The following is a 17,961-nucleotide window of genomic DNA, read 5'->3' on the forward strand; positions in this document are numbered from 1 at the left end:
CGCGGGACCTCAGGCCGACCGGGCGGGTCCGTCGAGCTCACGCTGCCAGAGTCGCTCGGTGACGGACTCGACGCCACGGTCCCGGTGCCGGCGATAGGTGCTGAACGGCAGGTCGAGCAGTTCGGCAGCCTTCTCCTGCGACGGCGCCGGCCGGACGAAGGTCCGGTCCAGCACCCGGTGCAGGGGCTCCGAGCGGGGGTCGTCGCGGAGCTCCGCGACCGCCTCGCGGAGCAGCCTGGCCAGCGCCTGCTCCGGCGGCCGGTCCGGCTCGGTCGCCCGGCGGACCAGCGCGGAGCCGACCAGCGGGTTGTCGGCCAGGTCGGCCGGCCGGTGCAGCGTCCGCAGCGCGTCCCGGACCGCGGCCGTGAACTCCTCGTGGGAGAGCACCAGCTCGGCGCCGCGCCGGTGTATCGGCTCGACCGGCTCGCCCAGTTCGCGGGCCGCGGTGAGGTCGATCCATTCGGCGATCCCGATCCGGCGCCAGTCGTGCCCGAACACCTCGTACGCGGTGTCGCCGACCCGGTAGCCGGCCTCCGGCAGGTGGTGGAAGTCCAGGTGCCCGAGGAACGCGCGCCAGTGGTCGAGGTCCGTGTACGTACCGACGAAATCCCAGGCGGTACGGGGACGCAGCAGGATGTCCTGGGTATGGAAGGCGCCGAGCATCGTCCCGCTCGCCTGCAACTGCCGCTCGTCGACGGTGTCCCGGTCGACCAGGAAGCGCCAGGCCTTGACCAGCTCGCCCGGCCGCGGCGGCCCGTACCGCTGCGCGTAGTCCCACATCGCCCGGGTGCCAGGATCGGCCTCCCGGTCCGCCGGCGCGGCCCGGTCCAGCGACAGGTAGCCGGCGAAGCCGAGCAGCGAGCCGTCGCCGTCGCGGAAGACCAGGAACGCCTCCGGCTGCCGGTCCAGCCAGTGCTCGACCCAGTGGGCCTGCTCCGAGCCCTGCTGTCGCTCGGTCAGCGCGATCAGCGCCGGCCGGTCGGCGTCGGTGACCGGATCCGTGTAGCCGCTGCCGAGCAGTCCCCAGTCCCAGTGCGCGCCGGCCACCGGGTGATGCCGGAGCAGGAACAGTAGGTCCGCCATCACCGTGCGCCGGTCGGCCGGCGAGATCTCCCGGGCCCGCAACCGCTCCACCAGCGAGACTCGGATCCGGCGGTGCAGCGCCCCGTACCGCTCCTGGTCGCGCCAGCGCAGGTCGGCGTCGAGCAGGTCCCGGACCAGGTCGTGGCAGCGCAGCCCGTCCGCGGTCTCGTCGACGAACGTCTGCCCGCGCAACCAGGTGAACAGCTCCGGCACCGGCACCGCCGGCTCCTCCAGCACCGCGCGGAGCAGCGCCTCGGTGACGTGCCGGGCGTGGCCGCAGACCTGCAGAGCGGCCAGGTGGTCGGTGCTCGGCGCGGTGTCGATCAGGCGATTGAGCAGCGCCCGGACCAGGTCCGGATCCTCGGCCAGGCTGGCCGGCAGCTCGGAGTCCGGTCCGGCCCGGTGGATCGCGTCCACCAGGAGTGACAGGGCCAACGGGTGGCCGTGGGTCAGCCCGGCGACCCGCTGGTGCAGCGCCGGGGGTACCTGCTCGATCTCCAGGTAGTGCCGGGTGCCGTCCGGCGGCAGGCCGCGCAGCGAGATCACCCGGAGCAGGTCCCGCCAACCCGGATCGGCCAGCCAGCGCGCCGACGGCGGCAGCCGGCCGGCCAGGACGACGATCAGCTCGGCCGGCAGCTGGGGCAGCAGCCGGTCGGTGAACCAGGACTCGATCGGGGCCAGCAGCTCGAAGGTGTCGACCAGCAGCACCCAGCGGCTGCCGTCGCCGAGCCGGTCCAGGAACCCGTTCGGTACGTGCTCGTCGGCCGGCAGCCCGAGCGCCTCGGTGATCGCATCGGCCAGCGCGGCCCGGAAGCCCTCGGGGGTGGGCGGCGAGACTCCGTACCCGTCGATCCGGAGCGGGGTCCGGCCGGCCCGGGCGCCCCGGTCGGCGTAGGCGTCCAGCAGGCTGGACTTGCCGATCCCGCCGGGGCCGTACACGAAGAGCACGTTGAACGTCTGGTCCGGCTCGGCCAGCGCGGACTCGAACAGTTCGAGCTCCGCGGACCGCCCGACGAACCGCCGCCGCCGGCCCCGGTCGATCCGATTCGCCAGTCGCCGTTCCGGCTGGGGCGTGGTCGCGCCGCTGCTCATCTGCTGCGTCCTCACTGTCGCCTGACGTCCTGCGCCCGACAGTATCGACCGGCTCGACCGGGGCTCGTGGGCCGAACGGGGTCGGCTGGGCTGATCTTGCGCAAATCCAGCGTTGATGGTGCGCGGACCCGGTGGGCACCGGTTGGGCAGCGGTTGGTCTGGCGACTGAGCAGTCGGTACGGGAAGCCTTCCGGGCATGCCCGAGATCGAACTGAGCGCCGGAATCCTCGACTACGACGACACCGGCGGCTCCGGTCCGTGCCTGGTCCTGCTGCACGGACCGTTGATCGGCCGGACCGTGTGGCGGAAGGTGGTCGCCGAACTCGGGCCCGACTACCGCTGCGTGGCGCCGGCCCTGCCGCTCGGTTCGCACCGCCGTCCGATGCGGGCCGACGCGGACCTGACCATCGAGGCGCTGGCCGACCTGGTCGCGGAGTTCCTGGACCGGCTCGACCTGACCGACGTCACCCTCGTGATCAACGACTGGGGCGGCGCGCAGCTGATCGTGGAGCGCGGCCGCGCCGAGCGGGTCGGCCGGCTGGTGCTGACGCCGTGCGAGGCGTTCGACAACTTCCCGCCCGGCCGGGCGGGCCGGTTGCTCGGTGTACTGTCCCGGATCCCCGGCGGCCTCGGCCTGCTGGCCCTGCTGGCTCGATCACCAGGGGCGCGAGCCCGGCTGGCCGCCGGGATGGCCAAGCATCCGATTCCGGACGAGGTGCTGCGGGACTGGCTGGAACCGCTGGCCGATCCGGCGGTCCGGCGGGATCTGCGGCGGTACGTGGTCAGCGTGCCGCTCGTCAGTGGCCGGGACTGGAGCAGCGGCCTGGCCGGGTTCGCCAAGCCGGCGCTGATCGTCTGGGCACCGGAGGACACGATGATGCCGCCCGACCACGGCCGCCGGCTGGCCGAGCTGCTGCCGCGCGGCCGGCTGGTCGAGCTGGCCGACTGTGCGGCCTTGATCCAGGAGGATCAGCCTGCCGCGCTGGCCGACGAACTGCGGGCGTTCATCCCGGGCTGACCCGCCGCGGGGCCGGATAGGTCAGGCGCCGGAGCAGGTGTTCGGCCGGGCCGCGGCGGCCGGACCGGCGCAGCAGTTCGGCCAGTCCGATCGAGCCCAGCCAGGTCAGCACAGCGACCGCGGTCGCTCCGGTCATGCCGAGGCCATCCTGCAGGCCGAGTCCGGCGAACAGGACGAGGAAGATCACCGACTGCAGCAGGTACGCACTCAGCGACCGCTGGCCCAGCGCCTGGACCGCGGTGGTCAGCCGGCCGGGCCGGCGCCCCACCGCGATCGCGATCAGGGCGAGGATCGCGGCCAGCGCGACTCCGCCGACGTAGCCGGTCAGCGGCTGCAGCACCGAGGCGACCATGATCAACTCCGGGGTCGGCACCACGGCCCCGGTCTCGATCACGATCGCGGGCAGGGCGCCGGCGGCCGAGACGGCGGTCCCGATCACGGCGAACCGGGTCAGCGTGGGCCGATGCGGGGCCGGGTCGTCGAGGTAGCGGCGCCGGGCGGCCCAGACGCCGAAGATCATCGGCGGCAGCACGATCAGGGTGCCGAAGGCGAGGCCGAACGGGAGACCGGGCAGCCGGTCCAGCAGGTACTGCAGCCAGTTCCGGTCGCCGACCGCGACGCTGCCGGTGGTGTACGCCGCGACGCCGTTGCTGAGCGGGATGAACATCGCCGGGGCGGTGGCTGCGGTGGCCGGCAGCAGGGAGATCGCGGCCACGATCAGCACGGTCCGGTCCTTCGCGCGGAGCAGCCCGGCGATCAGGATCCCGGCCAGACCGTACGCGGCGAGGATGTCGATCGGCACCAGCAGCAGGAAGTGCGCCAGGCCGAAGGCGACCAGGAGCCAGCCGCGGCGCCGGATCAGCTTCCGCGGTGCGGGCCAGGCGTTGCCTCGGGCCAGTTGCCGGTCGGTCAGCTGGACGAGGGCGTACCCGAAGAGGAAGGCGAACAGCGGCCGGGCGGTGTTGTGGACGAAGATCAGGTGGAAGACGCCGAGCGCCTCGTTGACGGCCGCCGGGCCGCGCCCGACGTCGGTCACGAACAGCGGCGCGTGCGCGATCGCGATCAGCAGCAGCATCCCGCCGCGAGCCAGGTCGGGCGCGAGCGCGCGGCCGGTGCTGACGGGAGTCCTCGGGGCGGCCAGGTCGGTCATGGTTCCGGTTGGTCCTCCGGTCTCGGATCGCGGGCATGTTCGGTGATCTGTTCCAGCACGGCGGCCGGTCCCTGCCAGTTGGTGATCAGGCGGTCGATCGTGGCCAGGGCGAGGCCCTGCGCCGGGTCGCCGAGGACCAGCAGTTTGTCGCCCGGCCGGATGTTCAGATCGCGTCTGGCTTGGGCGGGAATGACGATCTGACCCCGCTCGCTCACCGTCACCGCGCCGTAGAAACCGCGGCCTCCCGGTCCGTAGGTGGTGCCGCCGGTGTCGTCGGCCATGGAAGCCTCCTGCAGTAGATACAAAGGATATCATGTAAATCATGCGCGACCTGGGCGTACGGCAGCGCACCGGGAACGCTACGGTTGTTCGGGTGCGCCCGGAAACCGTCGCCGAATTCGGCACTTGGCGGATCGTCGTCCCCGCGGTCCGGGTGGTCGAGTCCCATCTGGTCCTGGTCCGGAGCGTCGGTCGTGTCGACTCCCTGAACGAGCGTGAGGCGGCCGATCTGATCGACGCCTACCGTGCCGCGACCTCGGTGCTGCACCGGATCTTCGGATCCTCCGGCTTCATGATCAGCTTCTCGGTGCTCTGGCAGCCGGACTCCGAAGGCATCGGCGAGCCTGACCCGGTCCCGGGCGCCGGCTGCGCGATCCACGTGTTCGGTCGCCGGCCCGGCGAGCTGATCAGCCCGGTCCGCGCGATGGCCCTGCCCCGGCGGGTCCGGTTGCCCGCCCGGCCCGACCCGGAACTGATCGAGCGACTCCGCCACGAGCTGTCCCTGCCGGCCGAGCGGCTCACCATCGAGGCGCCGGAAGGCAACCTCTGCGACGGCTGTACGGGTTCGGTGCTGACCGATCAGGAGCGCTGGCGCAGCCGCGACGTCCGGGTGATCCGACCGCGCCGGGTGCTGATCGACCCCCACGTGCTGGTGCTGCCGCTCCGGCACGTGGTCAGCCTGCGCGACCTGGAGCCCTCCGAAGTGGTCTCGCTGTCCGCTCGCCTGATCGAGTCCCTGGCCCAGTTCCGGCTCGGCTCCGGCTCGACCGGCCTGAGCGGCTTCGCCAACGACGGCATCCATGCGCGCCAGGAGACCCCGCACGTCCATCTGCACGTGTACGGCCGCTCGGCCTCCGAGCCCGTCAACCCGTACCAGCGGCTGGCCGCCTACCTCTCCCCCAACCGCTGACCGGTCACCAAAGCAGCGGTTCTGGCGGCGTGCCGCTGCGGAAGTGACCTGTCGCTGACCCGGCGCGCCGCCGCGGGTGACCCCGGGAGCGGATCGCGAGCCGGGTCCACGACGCCGCTCGGGCCGACCAGCGTGGCTGTCGTTGGCCGCGGGCGGTCGATCGCCGAGTCCTGCGGCCCGGGCCGAGGGCGAACGCGGACCGCCGCGAGTGCGGGTCACGATCCCTGAGGTGACTCTCTCGCGTGACCGGCCTCGCCGCCGGAGTCTGCCAGGGCGCGAGACCGCGCCCGCGCCAGCCTCGGTGCAGGTCGTGGACTACTCCTGAGTCAGCGGGTGTAGCCGGCCCGGCGGAAGGCGTCGGCCATGGCGCCCTGCGGCTCCCGTTCCTCGCGCCGCTGCTTCGGCCGGCCGCCACGACCCTGTCGCCCGTTCCGGTCACCGCCCTTGGCGTCGGCCGACTTGCCGCCACCGCCCGGCTTGCCACCGCCCGGCTTGCCACCGCCCGGCCGGCCCTCGCCGGGCTTCCGCTCGCCGGGCTTGGACTCGAGATCGTCGTCCAGGCGCAGGGTGAGCGAGATCCGCTTCCGATCATGGTCGACCTCGAGCACCTTGACCTTGACCAGGTCTCCGGGCTTGACCACTTCGCGCGGGTCCTTGACGAAGTTCTTCGACAGGGCGGAGACGTGGGCCAGGCCGTCCTGGTGGACGCCGATGTCGATGAACGCACCGAAGGCGGCCACGTTGGTCACCTGGCCCTCCAGGATCATTCCGGGGCTCAGGTCGGCCAGCGTCTCCACGCCGTCGGCGAAGGCCGCGGTCTGGAACGCGGGGCGCGGGTCCCGGCCCGGCTTGTCCAGCTCGGCCAGGATGTCGGTCACCGTCGGCAGGCCGAACCGTTCGTCGGTGAAGTCGGCGGCCTTGACGGACTTCAGCGCGCTGCTGTTGCCGATCAGGGTCTTCAGCTCGGTACCGGTCGCGGTGAGGATCCGCCGCACCACCGGGTACGACTCCGGATGCACGCCGGACGAGTCCAGCGGATCGTCGCCGTCGCTGATCCGGAGGAACCCGGCCGCCTGCTCGTACGCCTTCGGACCCAGCCGGGCCACCTCGAGCAGCGCCGCCCGGGACCGGAACGGCCCGTGCTGATCACGATGCAGCGCGATGTTCTCGGCCAGCCCGGAGGTGATCCCGGAGACCCGGGTCAGCAGCGGCACCGAGGCCGTGTTGAGGTCGACCCCGACCGCGTTCACGCAGTCCTCGACCACGGCGTCCAGCGACCGGGACAGGGCCAGCTCACCAAGATCATGTTGGTACTGCCCGACGCCGATCGACTTCGGGTCGATCTTGACCAGCTCGGCCAGCGGGTCCTGCAGCCGTCGGGCGATCGACACCGCGCCGCGCAGTGACACATCCAGCTCGGGCAGTTCCTGCGATGCGTACGCGGACGCCGAATAGACCGACGCCCCGGCCTCCGAGACGACCGCCTTGGTCAGCTCCAGTTCCGGATGCTTGATGATCAACTCGCGGGCCAGCTTCTCGGTCTCCCGGGACGCGGTGCCGTTGCCGATCGCGATCAGCTCGACCTGGTGCTCCTTCGCCAGCCGGGCCAGCGTCGCGATCGACTGGTCCCACTGGTGCTTCGGCACGTGCGGGTAGATCACATCGGTGGCGACGACCTTGCCGGTCCGGTCCACCACGGCCACCTTGACGCCGGTCCGGAAGCCCGGGTCCAGGCCGAGGGTGGCCCGGGTGCCGGCCGGGGCGGCGAGCAGCAGGTCCTTCACGTTGGCGGCGAAGACGCGGACCGCCTCCTCCTCGGCGTGCTGCCGCAGCCGCATCCGCATGTCGATGCCGAGCGTGATCATGATCTTGGTCCGCCAGGCCCAGCGGACCACGCCGACCAGCCAGGCGTCGGCCGGGCGGCCCTGGTCGGCGATCCCGAACCGGTTGGCGATGATCTTCTCGTACCGGCTCTGACCTTGATCATCATCGCCCTCGTCCGGGGCGATCTGAATGGCCAGCACGTCCTCGGTCTCGCCCCGGTAGAGGGCCAGGATCCGGTGCGACGGCAGCGTGGTGAAGGACTCGGAGAAGTCGAAGTAGTCGGAGAACTTGGCGCCCTCCTTGGCCTTGCCGTCGCGGACCGTCGAGACCAGCCGGCCGTTCTGCCAGAGCAGTTCCCGCAGCTCGCCGATCAGGTCGCCGTCGTCGGCGAACCGCTCGATCAGGATCGCCCGGGCCCCGTCCAGCGCGGCCTTGGTGTCGGCCACGTCCTTGGCCGGGTCGACGTACGCCTCCGCCGTCGCCACCGGCTCCAGCGTCGGGTCGCCGATCAGCGCGTCGGCCAGCGGTTCCAGCCCGGCCTCGCGGGCGATCATGGCCTTGGTCCGCCGCTTCGGCTTGTACGGCAGGTAGAGGTCCTCCAGCCGGGCCTTCGTATCGGCCGCCAGGATCCGCTGCCGCAGGTCGTCGTCCAGCTTGCCCTGCGCCTCGATCGACTCCAGGATCGCCTGCCGCCGCTCGTCCAGCTCGCGCAGGTAGCGCAGCCGTTCCTCCAGCGTCCGCAACTGGGTGTCGTCCAGCCCGCCGGTGACCTCCTTGCGGTAGCGCGCGATGAACGGCACCGTCGACCCCTCGTCGAGCAGAGCCACGGCCGCCCGCACCTGGCCCACCGCGACGCCGAGCTCTTCGGCGATCCGCTCCTCGACCGACACCCTCGAAACCTGCTGCACCCTGAACCCCTCACTGTCCTGCCCGGAAATCCGAAGCGACCCTAGCCGACGGGCCGCAGCCTGGCAGGCACAGGACACATCACGGGACTGACAGTCCGGGCCGGATCAGACGTCGGCCCAGGCCACGTGGCGATCGGCACCGGCGACGGTGAGGCCGTGATGCTCGAGGAAACTCACCGCCGTGCCGTACGGACCCGGCTCGGCCAAGGTGACGATCAGCCGGCCGCCGTCGGCCAGGACGTGCTCGCGCAGGTGATCGACGAGCGCGCGCCGACGATGCGGCAGCACCGGATCCGGCCGCACGTGAACGAGGTCGAACCGCCGGCCCTCGGGGTGGACCCAGGTCTGCATGGTGCCGACCCAGAACCGGTCGGCCCAGTGGGGCAGCCGTGCCTGCGCGAGCTTGATCAACTCCGGTCCGAGATCCATCCCGTACGGCTCGACGGTGATCCCGCGCTCGGCACACCAGGCCTGCACCGACTCCATCAGGAACCCGTTGGCGCAGCCGACGTCGAGGAAGGTCGCGTCCCGCTCGATCGCCTCGGCGACCGGCCGCCGGCTGTGCGTCCAGTCCTCGAGGGTGCCGCCGTTCCCGGACTGGCCCCACGGCGTGTCCGCACGGAGATAGGCCGCCTGCAACAGACGCAGATTGTCGGCGGCGACGCTGTCGTCGGTCTGGGCCCGCCACGCCGCGGCCGCGTCCACGAAGAAGCGAGCCGCGGCCGCCTCACCGTCGGCGGCCAGCCGCGCCGCGAGCCGGTCGGCGGTCAGCTGCTCCAGCGGGACCGCGCGGAACTCCCGCCGGCCCCCGTACGGCGCTCCGACGGCGAAGCCGTACAACTCGAGACCGGCGGCCGGGTCGGCGGGATCGAGCTCGGCGACGGCGACGGAGTGCAGGCCCTGGGTCCGGACGCCGTGGGTGTGCAGCGGCACCCGCAGCGCCGTGTCGAGCAGCCAGTGCTCGCCGTCGGCGACGTCACCGGTGCTGAGGGCCGGGCTGCCGTCGACGGGCACGAGGCAGAGGCCCTCGGGAACGAGCAGGAGCAGCGTGATCCGACGGACCAGCTCGGGTCGGGGATCGGCGGAAACCAGTCGATAAGGCATTCGGTGATCATGGTCCGAGTCGGCCTCGGTGGCTCGTTTCCCGGCGAGCCGACCGCCCGGCACCGGCGTGGCGAGACCGGCCGGGTGTTCCCGGGACGAACGTCTTAATGCGTTGCCGCAGCGGGCACGGTTTGACACTGTGACCGGGTGGCGACCGTCGAGGGTCCGTTGGTCCGGGTCGAGGGACTGATCAAGGAGTTCCGGCGCGTCAAGCGGGTGCCCGGCCGGCTGAGCGCGATCCGTACCTTCCTCAACCGTGAGCACGACGTGATCCGCGCCGTGGACGACGTCTCGTTCTCGATCATGAACGGGGAGTTGATCGGGTTCCTCGGGCCGAACGGGGCGGGCAAGTCGACCACGATCAAGATGCTCACCGGCATCCTCACTCCCACCGCCGGTACGGTCTCGGTGGCCGGCCGCGACCCCTCCCGGGAGCGCAAGGCCAACGCCGCGACGATCGGCGTCGTCTTCGGCCAGCGCAGCCAACTCTGGTGGGACCTGCCGCTGCGCGAGTCGTTCCGCGCCGTCCGCGATCTCTACGGCGTACCGCCCGCCGACGGCGACCGGCGGCAGGCGGAGCTGGTCGAACTGCTGGAGATGACCGACTTCCTGGACGCCCCGGTACGCCAGCTGTCCCTGGGCCAACGGATGCGCGGCGACCTGGCCGCGGCCATGCTCTACCGGCCCCGGCTGCTCTTCCTGGACGAGCCGACGGTCGGCCTCGACGTCGTCGCCAAGCAACGGATCCGCGAGTTCGTCGGCCACACCAACGCCGAGAGCGGCACCACGATCCTGATCACCACCCACGATCTGGAGGACGTCGAGCGACTCTGCCGCCGGATCGTCGTGATCGACCACGGCCGGGTGCTCTACGACGGCGGCCTGGCCGAGCTGATGGCCCATTACGCGCCGTACCGGGATCTGGTGGTCACCCTCGCCGAGCCGCACGACGTCGACGTCCCGCCGCTGCAGCAGGTCGACCGGGACGACCGCCGGGTCACGCTGCGGTTCCGCTCCGACCGGATCAAGGCCCCGGAGGCGATCGCGGCCGTCACTGCCGCCCACGCCGTCGTCGACCTGTCCGTCGTCGAGCCCCGGCTGGAGGACGTGATCGCCCGGATCTACACCGAGCGCGGCCTGCCGGACGGCTCGCCGTGACGGCGCTCCGGCTCCGGACCCGGGCCGTGCTGGCCCAGATCCGGATCGGCTGCCTGACCCCGTGGTCCTACCGCGGCTCGATGCTGCTGTCGCTGGTCGTGATCGCGATCCAGGTCGTGCTCTATACGGTCGTCTGGCGGGCCATCTATGCCGGGCACGACGGGCCGGTCGCGGGCGCCGACGTCCGGCAGGCGGTCGGCTACGCGGTGCTCGGCATCACCGTGGCCGCGGTCCTGGACACCTGGCCCGGCCAGTCGATCGAGTGGCGGGTCCGGGAGGGCCTGATCGGGATCGACCTGACCCGACCGCTCGGCCTGCTGACCCAGAACCTCGCGGTGCAGACCGGCTTCGTCCTCGCCGCGCTGCCGACGGTCCTGGTCGGGCTCGGCGCCGGCCTGCTGGTCGGTGGCCTGCAGCCGCCCGCCGATCCGGTCGCCGCGCTCGCCTTCGTGGTCAGCCTGGTGCTGGCGTTCGGCGTCGCCCAGTTGATCACGCTGCTGATGGGCCTGACCTCGTTCTGGACGCTCGAGGTCGGCGGGATCCAGATGGCGTTCGCGGTCGTCCGTACCTTCCTGTCCGGCTCGGTGCTGCCGCTCTGGTTCATGCCGGACTGGCTGCAGGCGATCGCGACGGCGCTGCCGTTCCAGGCGGCCACCTTCACCCCGGTCGCGATCTACTTCGGCCGTCCGCCCGGCGGCCTGGCGATGGCGCTCGGTGTCCAGGTGTTCTGGGTCGTGGCGCTGGCGCTGCTGGCCGCCCTGGTCTGGTCCCGGGCCCGGCACCGGGTGGTGGTCCAGGGTGGCTGACGTCGTCGCGGCCCGGCCGCCGTCGCTCTTCCGGCAGTACGCGGTGCTGCTGCGGATCGGGCTGACCTCGGCGCTGCAGTACCGGGCCGACTTCGTGCTGACCGCGATCGGCGCGATCTGCTACGAGGCGGTCTCGCTGGCGTTCGTCGGCGTGGTGGTCTTCGCGTTCGGCGGGATCGGCGGCTGGGGGCTGGTCGAGGTCGCGTTCGTGTACGGGATCCGCTCGATGGGCCACGCCCTGCACGGCTTCCTGTCCGGTCAGCTCTGGGCCACCGACCGGGTGGTCCGCGACGGCGAGTTCGACCGCATCCTGCTCCGCCCGGTCAACCCGCTGGTGCAACTGCTGACCCGTCGGTTCACCGTGACCGCGTTCGGCGACCTCGCCTTCGGCCTGGTCGTCCTGGTGATCACCGCCGCCGCGGCGCCGATCGCCTGGACGGTGCCGACGGTGACGTACCTGATCATGGCGGTGATCGGCAGCGCCTTCGTCGAGTCGGCGGTGATGCTGGCGCTGTCCGCGCTGTCGTTCCGGCTGCTGGTCAGCATGCCGATGCTGCAGGTGGCCGACCAGGTGTTCGTCACCTTCGGCCCGTACCCGCTCAGTGTCTTCCCGCGCGCCGTCGCGTACCTGATGACGTTCCTGCTGCCCTTGGCGTACGCGGCGTTCTTCCCGGCCGCGGTGCTGCTCGGCCGGACCGACGAGCTGTTCGTCCCGCTCTGGCTGGCGCTCGCGTCACCGGCGATCGGCGTCGCGCTCTACGTGCTCGCGGTGATCTTCTTCCACCGCCAGTTGCGCCACTACGCGAGCCCCGGTCACTAGCCGGTACGGGCAGCGCGTGGCACCTTCGTCTTCCGGCGCAGCCCGAACATCGGCCGGTCCACGTCCGGCGCCTCGCCCGGCGTCGCACTGATCAACGCGCCGAACCATCGGGTCCGGTCGGACTGGTCGATCAGGATCGCCTTGACGAAGAGGGTCGCCGGCACGGCCAGCAGGGCGCCCAGCCCGCCGAGGATGAAGGACCAGAAGATCAACGAGATGAACGCGACGGTCGGGGTGATGCCGACCGCGTCGCCGGTGAACTTCGGCTGGATCAGGGTCTGGATCACGAAGTTGATCACGCAGAACGAGATGATCACCGCGAGCATGTCGCGCAGCCCGTTCTCGCCGCCGCTGAGCAGGGCGAGCAGGGCGGGCGGGATCATGCCGACGACGAAGCCCACGTTCGGGATGTAGTTGGTGACGAAGGCGAATACGCCCCAGGTGACGGCCAGCGGCACACCGATGATCGACAACGCGATCACGTCGAAGATCGACACGATGAAGCCGAACAGGGAGGTGACGATCCAGTACTTGCGGACGTTCCGGGCGAAGGTCTCCAGGGCCTCCGCGACCCGCGGCCGGGCCTCCCGGATGATCTCCATCCGCGGGGCGATCCCGGACGCGTCGAAGGCCAGGAAGACGACCACGGTGACCATCAGGGCGCCGAGCGACAGCCAGTTGGTGATGCCGCTGAGCAGCGTCTGCGCAACTCCGGTCAGCGAGCTCGGGTCGAAGCTGTTCAGGAACGACTGGAACTGTTCGGTGCCGACACCGAAGCCGGCCAGGGTGTCCAGCACGATGTTGTAGAGCCGGATGAAGGCCTCGCCGTACTTCGGCAGGGTCGTCGCCAGCTGGGTGATCGACAGCGCGATCGAGCCGAGGATGACGATCAGGATGCCGTAGATGGTGAACAGGGCGATCGTGCTGGCCAGCCAGGCCGGGACGCCGACCCGGCGCAGCCAGATCCGGAACGGGTGCACGGTGATCACCAGGGTGAGCACCAGGAAGACCGGGCCGGCGATGTCGGAGATCGCCTTGACCCCCATCGCGGCGACCACGATCCCGGCGGCGACCAGCACACCCCAGAGCGGCGGCGACCAGCCGGGGCCGGGGTCGGTTCGGCGGCTCGTGCGCTCGACGCCGCTGCGACGCGTACGTGGACCCGGCATCTGTTCCTCCCGCTCACCTGACCTGGCGTCGCGAGTGTAGTTCTCCCTGGTGACCCCCGGTCGAAGGAACGGGACACCACGACCAGGGTCGGACGTCCGGATCCTAGGGTGAGACTCATGACAGACATTCCGTACGCCGACCGCCCGTTCCGGGTGGGCGTCCAGCTCCAGCCGCAGCACGCCGACTACTCCGCGTTGCGGGAGGCGGCGGCCGCGGCCGAGGAGGCCGGGGTCGACGTGATCTTCAACTGGGACCACTTCTTCCCGCTCTCCGGCGAGCCTGACGGCCTGCACTACGAGTGCTGGACGATGCTCGGCGCCTGGGCCGAGCAGACCAGCCGGGTCGAGATCGGCGCCCTGGTCAGCTGCAATTCGTACCGCAACCCCGAGCTGCTGGCCGACATGGCCCGCACGGTCGACCACATCAGCAACGGCCGGCTGATCCTCGGCATCGGCGCCGGCTGGTTCCAGCGCGACTACGACGAGTACGGCTACGAGTTCGGTACCGCCGGCACCCGGTTGGCCGACCTGAAGCAGGCGCTGCCCCGGATCAAGGACCGCTGGTCGAAGCTCAACCCGGCGCCGACCCGGGACATCCCGGTGCTGATCGGCGGTGGCGGCGAGAAGAAGACGCTGCGCTACACGGCCGAGCACGCCACCATCTGGCACGGCTTCGGCGACGCCGAGACGCTGAAGCACAAGAACGCGGTGCTGGACGACTGGTGCGCCCAGATCGGTCGCGACCCGGGCGAGATCGAGCGGTCGACGGGTGTCAACGGCAGCCCGGACGAGGAGGCGCAGGGCCTGGTCGACGTCGGGGTACGGATGGTGACGATCACGACCGACGGCCGGGTGAACTACGACCTGACCCGGGTCAAGGAGTGGGTGGCCTTCCGCGACGAGTTCAACGCGGCGTAGGCTGCACCGGTCAGGCAAGACTGAAGGGCCGGCGGATCCGAAGATCCGCCGGCCCTTAGCGCATTCGTCGACCCCCCTGAGTGTCGGCGAATCAGACTGTGGCTGGTACCCCTCCCCGTGCTGGGTACCGATCCATCTGCCCCCCTTGCGTAAAGAATCATGACCCGGCAGCCTCTGCAGGTCCGCCAGGATCCCTCAAGAGTTACGCAAGGTCTGCACAAAACTGACATGAGCCGGTGCAGCGCACCTCAGGACCCGTGCCACCGGGGTCCGATACCCCGACGACCAGCGCCGTCGTCGGCGTACCCGGAACTCCGGACCGGCGACCGATGGCGGATTAGGCACTGCGAGCGATTCTTGATGCATGGATGCGATACAGGTACTCATCACGGTGTTGGCGATCATCGGAATCGTCGTCGTCGGCGTGCTGGCGATCGTGCCCACCATGCTCGACGTGTCGGCCCGCGCCGCCAAGACTCCGCGCAGCCGCAGTCACGTCGACCTGGCTGCCTGACCCGCTCGGCTTGAGCGGTACGGCAGAATCCAGGGCGTGGTGAGCTTCGAGCGGTACGTCGCCATCGGTGATTCCGCGACCGAGGGTCTGGAGGACCCCGACGGCAACGGCGGCTACCGCGGCTGGGCCGACCGGCTCGCGCAGCACATCGCCGACGGTCAGGACGAGCCGCTCGACTACGCCAACCTCGCCGTCCGCGGGCTGCGGCTGGACGAGATCCGCAACACCCAGTTCGACGACGCCCTGGCCTTGAAGCCGGATCTGATGACGATCTTCGGCGGGGTCAACGACGTCCTCGCCTTCGGTTGCGACTACGACCAACTCGCCGCGACGCTCGCCGAGATGTACAGCGAGGCCCGCGGCAACGACATCACCGTCCTCACCTTCACGATGCCCGACCCGACGGCGATCAACCCGTTCGGGCGCCGGCTCCGGGACCGGATGTTCCGGCTGAACGACCTGGTCCGGGCCGAGGCCGCCCGGTACGGCGTGATCGTGCTCGATCTGCAGGCCTACCCGATGGCCGGCGATCCGAGGCTCTGGTACGAGGACAAGCTGCACGGCAACCCGCTGGGCCACGAGCGGGTGGCCCGCGGACTGGCCTGGCGGCTCGGCATCGACGGAATGGACGAGTCCTGGGCCGAGCCGCTCCCGCCGGAGTCGACCCGCTCGGTCCGGGCGCAGCTCACCGAGGAACTCGACTGGGCGGTGACCCACCTGGCGCCCTGGCTCGGCAAGGGGATTCGCGGCATCCCGCACGGCGCCGGGATCGTCGCGAAACGCCCGGTCCCCACAGTGGTCGCCAAGTCCCTGGGTCAGTCGACCGGCTCCGGCAACGTGATGCCGCGCTCGGCCGCCCGCCGCGCTCCCCAGTCGTAGAGCGCCTGCAGCACCGGAGCCAGGCTCTGTCCCTCCTCGGTCAGCCGGTACGAGACCGGCGCCGGCATCTCCTCGGCGTCCCGGTGCACCCGCCGCTCGACCAACCCGGCCGCCTCCAACTCACGCAGCCGTTGGGTGAGCATCTTCTCGCTCAGGCCGGGGATCCGCCGCCGCAGCTGCCCGTACCGGTGCACGCCCTCCTTGAGGTGGGCCAGGATCACCGGGGTCCAGCGGCCGGCGATCGCATCGACCGCGACCTCGACGGCGCAGGAGTAGCCGCGTCTGTTCATCCGTTCACCGGCCCTCCACGCACCGGAAAGTGCGTACTTGCGGATCCGTCCCGGCTCGACTCTAGTTTCTGTACGTGAGCATCGAACACGAGCCGGCCGCGGCGACGCCGAGCCTGTACGCGTGGGCCGGCGGCAGCGAAGCGCTGGAACGGCTGACCGAGGACTTCTACCGGGAAGTGATCAAGGACGAGCTGCTGGCGCCGGTGTTCGCCGGCATGTCGGCCGATCACCCGAAGCACGTCGCGGCCTGGCTCGGTGAGGTGTTCGGCGGGCCGCCGGCGTACTCGCGTGATCATGGCGGGCACCCGGGCATGGTCCGCCACCATCTGGGCCGGGCGATCACCGAGCAGCAGCGGCGCCGCTGGGTCGCCCTGCTGCTGGAGGCCGCCGACCGGGTCGGCCTGCCCGACGACCCCGAGTTCCGCGCCTCCTTCGTCGGCTACCTCGAGTGGGGCAGCCGGATGGCCGTCATCCTCTCGGCCCCCGACGCCCAGCCCGACTTCGACGAGCCGATGCCGACCTGGGATTGGGCCCGCCCACCCTGGGTGCCCGGCCCCTGACCGCGATCCGGGCCGGCCCGACCGCCGGTGACCCGAATCTGCAACGCAACGCCTACCGCAATCGGGTCGCGGCTGTCGGAGACAGAACCCTGACGCGGACCGAGCCGAAACCTCGTGGTGTTGTCGACCTGCCCACGTGGATGGTGCCGATCACGGTGGGGTTGTCGACATTCCGACGCTGAACATGCCGAGCTGGGTGGGTTGTCGACATTCCCACAGTGGGCGGGGTGGGGTGCCGGGTCAGTGGGAGACGGCGGCGGGGTGGTGGGCCGGATCGGTGGTGGGCCGCGGGGCGCCGTGGTCTCGGCCGGCAGGGCGGAGTTCGACCGGGCCGGCTGTGCTGGTCCGGGCCGCCTGCTCGCTTGCCGGGAGAGCGAGCTGGGTGGTCAGGCCGCCGCCGGAGTCGGCGCGGACGGTGAGGGTGGCGTCCAGCGAGCGGGCCAGGTTCTGCGTGATCGCGAGGCCGAAGCCGTGGGCGGCCGCACCGGTCCGGGTCTCGGGGGTGGGGTTCAGTGCGTGCTCGACCTCGCGCTGGGTCATCACCTCGCCGGTGTTGGAGATCGTGATCGTCGGCTGACCCCAGCCGCGGCTGGTGCCGACCCAGACGGTTCCGTGTCGCCGGTTGTAGCGGATCGCGTTGTCCAGCAGCTGATCGACGATGCCGCGCAGGATGGCTCGGTCGGTCGCCGCCCGGACGTCGTCGATGTCGAAGATGATCTTGACCTGATGCTGGCGCCGCAGCGATTCCAGGCCGACCGCCGACTCGACGATGACGTCGTCCAGGTTGTTCACGGTGATCATGGGCTCCACGGTGCCGGATCGGGACAGCGCCATCAGGCCGTCGACCAGGTCGAGTGATCGCTGGTTGGCGTACGCCAGCTGTTCGATCAGCCGCTGCGTCCGGGCCGTGATCAGCCAGTCATTCGCGGCGGCGTCGAGCAGCTGCCGGGTCGTCGTCAGCTGGGTCGGCAGCTCGGTCGCCGCGATCGCGGTGAACCGGCGGCGGGCCTCGAGCTGGTGGTCCAGCCGGGTCAGCATCCGGTTGAAGCTGGTCGCCAGGGCGGCGAGCTCGTCGCGGCTGGACACCTTGGCCGGCTCGTTGACCTCGAGCCGGCCGGCCGGCGGCCCCTGCGCGGCCCGGGTGGCGGCGGCGTTGAGATCGTTGAGCGGGCGGAGTACGCCGCCGGTGATCATCCAGGTGACCAGGGTGGTGCCGGCGATCAAGGTGATCAACGCGACGACCGAAACGATCATGAGGGCGTCGACCAGTCGCCCGGTGCCGCCGGTCAGCAGCGGGTCGGGCACCAGTCGAACGGCGAGGTTGACCGCGACCAGCGCGGTGGTGGCGGCGATCGCGGCGAGGATCCCGTACACGATGGTCAGCTGGGCGCGCGTACTGACCCGTCGGCGCACCCGTCGCCAGCTGAACAGGAAGGCCCGGCCGAGCGTGACGGGTTGCGCGGTCATGACCGACGTTCC

17 protein-coding genes are annotated in these 17,961 nt (G+C 71.1%); 9 read left to right on the top strand and 8 right to left on the bottom strand.

Annotated features, from left to right (window positions below):
• Nucleotides 1-9 precede the first annotated feature (9 nt).
• Nucleotides 10-2,175, bottom strand: coding sequence for an AAA family ATPase (locus tag AC6CCG_RS10335; RefSeq protein WP_496654453.1), 2,166 nt, complete (start codon nt 2,173-2,175; stop codon nt 10-12).
• Nucleotides 2,176-2,371: 196 nt separating this feature from the next.
• Between AC6CCG_RS10335 and AC6CCG_RS10340 the strand changes: the two genes are divergently transcribed.
• Nucleotides 2,372-3,193: an alpha/beta fold hydrolase gene (locus AC6CCG_RS10340; RefSeq protein WP_496654454.1), complete on the top strand. Its 822-nt coding sequence runs from the start codon at nt 2,372-2,374 to the stop codon at nt 3,191-3,193.
• Here AC6CCG_RS10340 and AC6CCG_RS10345 read toward each other — a convergent pair.
• Nucleotides 3,180-4,343 carry a DUF418 domain-containing protein gene (locus AC6CCG_RS10345; RefSeq protein WP_496654455.1) on the bottom strand — a complete coding sequence of 388 codons (1,164 nt, stop codon included), beginning with the start codon at nt 4,341-4,343 and terminating at the stop codon, nt 3,180-3,182. The two genes, AC6CCG_RS10340 and AC6CCG_RS10345, sit on opposite strands and share 14 nt — an antisense overlap.
• On the bottom strand, nt 4,340-4,624 hold the full coding sequence (locus tag AC6CCG_RS10350; RefSeq protein ID WP_496654456.1) for an AbrB/MazE/SpoVT family DNA-binding domain-containing protein: 285 nt from the start codon (nt 4,622-4,624) through the stop codon (nt 4,340-4,342). Before AC6CCG_RS10350 ends, AC6CCG_RS10345 begins: the two co-directional genes overlap by 4 nt.
• A 92-nt stretch (nt 4,625-4,716) precedes the next feature.
• On the opposite strand from AC6CCG_RS10350, the gene AC6CCG_RS10355 reads away from it, so the two are divergent.
• Nucleotides 4,717-5,532 (top strand): HIT domain-containing protein, encoded by an 816-nt coding sequence (locus tag AC6CCG_RS10355; protein WP_496654457.1) that lies wholly within the window; start codon nt 4,717-4,719, stop codon nt 5,530-5,532.
• Nucleotides 5,533-5,858: 326 nt separating this feature from the next.
• Here AC6CCG_RS10355 and AC6CCG_RS10360 read toward each other — a convergent pair whose 3' ends face one another.
• Both AC6CCG_RS10360 and AC6CCG_RS10365 read right to left on the bottom strand, forming a co-directional pair.
• Nucleotides 5,859-8,246 (bottom strand): Tex family protein, encoded by a 2,388-nt coding sequence (locus AC6CCG_RS10360; RefSeq protein ID WP_496654458.1) that lies wholly within the window; start codon nt 8,244-8,246, stop codon nt 5,859-5,861.
• Nucleotides 8,247-8,369: 123 nt separating this feature from the next.
• A complete protein-coding gene (locus tag AC6CCG_RS10365) occupies nt 8,370-9,368 on the bottom strand; it encodes a class I SAM-dependent methyltransferase (protein WP_496654459.1) in 999 nt (332 codons plus the stop codon).
• Nucleotides 9,369-9,515: 147 nt separating this feature from the next.
• On the opposite strand from AC6CCG_RS10365, the gene AC6CCG_RS10370 reads away from it, so the two are divergent.
• The 3 genes from AC6CCG_RS10370 to AC6CCG_RS10380 are packed head-to-tail and all read left to right on the top strand — an operon-like array spanning nt 9,516 to nt 12,152.
• Nucleotides 9,516-10,526: an ABC transporter ATP-binding protein gene (locus tag AC6CCG_RS10370; RefSeq protein ID WP_496654460.1), complete on the top strand. Its 1,011-nt coding sequence runs from the start codon at nt 9,516-9,518 to the stop codon at nt 10,524-10,526.
• Nucleotides 10,523-11,332: an ABC transporter permease gene (locus AC6CCG_RS10375; protein WP_496654461.1), complete on the top strand. Its 810-nt coding sequence runs from the start codon at nt 10,523-10,525 to the stop codon at nt 11,330-11,332. Before AC6CCG_RS10370 ends, AC6CCG_RS10375 begins: the two co-directional genes overlap by 4 nt.
• Entirely contained in the window at nt 11,325-12,152 is an 828-nt protein-coding gene (locus AC6CCG_RS10380; protein WP_496654462.1) for an ABC transporter permease, read from the top strand. The genes AC6CCG_RS10375 and AC6CCG_RS10380 overlap by 8 nt, the downstream gene beginning before the upstream one ends.
• On the opposite strand, the gene AC6CCG_RS10385 is transcribed toward AC6CCG_RS10380, so the two are convergent.
• Nucleotides 12,149-13,321, bottom strand: a complete 1,173-nt coding sequence (locus AC6CCG_RS10385; RefSeq protein WP_496654463.1) for an AI-2E family transporter — start codon at nt 13,319-13,321, stop codon at nt 12,149-12,151. The genes AC6CCG_RS10380 and AC6CCG_RS10385 overlap by 4 nt on opposite strands.
• Nucleotides 13,322-13,438: 117 nt before the next feature.
• On the opposite strand from AC6CCG_RS10385, the gene AC6CCG_RS10390 reads away from it, so the two are divergent.
• The 3 genes from AC6CCG_RS10390 to AC6CCG_RS10400 all read left to right on the top strand — a co-directional run bounded on the left by AC6CCG_RS10390 (nt 13,439) and on the right by AC6CCG_RS10400 (nt 15,632).
• Nucleotides 13,439-14,239, top strand: coding sequence for an LLM class F420-dependent oxidoreductase (locus AC6CCG_RS10390; RefSeq protein WP_496654464.1), 801 nt, complete (start codon nt 13,439-13,441; stop codon nt 14,237-14,239).
• Between the two features lie 364 nt (nt 14,240-14,603).
• Nucleotides 14,604-14,753 (top strand): hypothetical protein, encoded by a 150-nt coding sequence (locus tag AC6CCG_RS10395; RefSeq protein ID WP_496654465.1) that lies wholly within the window; start codon nt 14,604-14,606, stop codon nt 14,751-14,753.
• A gap of 36 nt (nt 14,754-14,789) precedes the next feature.
• Complete coding sequence (locus AC6CCG_RS10400) at nt 14,790-15,632, top strand: SGNH/GDSL hydrolase family protein (protein WP_496654466.1); 843 nt, start codon at nt 14,790-14,792, stop codon at nt 15,630-15,632.
• Here AC6CCG_RS10400 and AC6CCG_RS10405 read toward each other — a convergent pair.
• A complete protein-coding gene (locus tag AC6CCG_RS10405) occupies nt 15,569-15,922 on the bottom strand; it encodes a winged helix-turn-helix transcriptional regulator (protein WP_496654467.1) in 354 nt (117 codons plus the stop codon). The two genes, AC6CCG_RS10400 and AC6CCG_RS10405, sit on opposite strands and share 64 nt — an antisense overlap.
• A gap of 74 nt (nt 15,923-15,996) precedes the next feature.
• Here AC6CCG_RS10405 and AC6CCG_RS10410 point away from each other — a divergent pair, with 74 nt between their 5' ends.
• A complete protein-coding gene (locus AC6CCG_RS10410; RefSeq protein WP_496654468.1) occupies nt 15,997-16,482 on the top strand; it encodes a group II truncated hemoglobin in 486 nt (161 codons plus the stop codon).
• A gap of 240 nt (nt 16,483-16,722) precedes the next feature.
• Here AC6CCG_RS10410 and AC6CCG_RS10415 read toward each other — a convergent pair whose 3' ends face one another.
• Complete coding sequence (locus AC6CCG_RS10415) at nt 16,723-17,949, bottom strand: sensor histidine kinase (protein ID WP_496654469.1); 1,227 nt, start codon at nt 17,947-17,949, stop codon at nt 16,723-16,725.
• Between the last annotated feature and the right edge of the window lie 12 nt (nt 17,950-17,961).

Source organism: Microlunatus sp. YIM B11417, assembly GCF_059617205.1.